This is a genomic window from Streptomyces sp. NRRL S-31 (assembly GCF_000718775.1).
Taxonomy (GTDB): domain Bacteria; phylum Actinomycetota; class Actinomycetes; order Streptomycetales; family Streptomycetaceae; genus Streptomyces.
Genome location: NZ_JOCB01000286.1, coordinates 1 through 285 on the forward strand (window position 1 = coordinate 1; position 285 = coordinate 285).

Consider the following 285-nt stretch of genomic DNA (forward strand, 5'->3'; position numbering starts at 1 on the left):
GGTGGGGCCGTTGACGGCGGCGATGGTGACGTCGTCGGTGTCGAGGTAGTGCTGGATGTCGGTTTCGGTGGTGTTGACGGCGAGCATGGTGCCGCCGGGGGGCAGGGCCTGCATGAGGCGTCCGCGTGCGGTGACGAGGGTGGCGGCGTCTTCGAGGGTGAGGATGCCGGCGATGTGGGCGGCGGAGATCTCGCCGACGGAGTGTCCGGCGAGGTGGTCGGGGCGTAGGCCCCAGGATTCGAAGAGGCGGTAGAGGGCGACTTCGAGGGCGAAGAGGGCGGGTTG

At 69.8% G+C, this 285-nt stretch carries 1 protein-coding gene; it reads right to left on the minus strand.

The annotated features are described in order from the left end of the window. Positions 1–285: acyltransferase domain-containing protein (locus IF37_RS40495; RefSeq protein ID WP_037858547.1), on the minus strand; the 285-nt coding region annotated here is incomplete at both ends.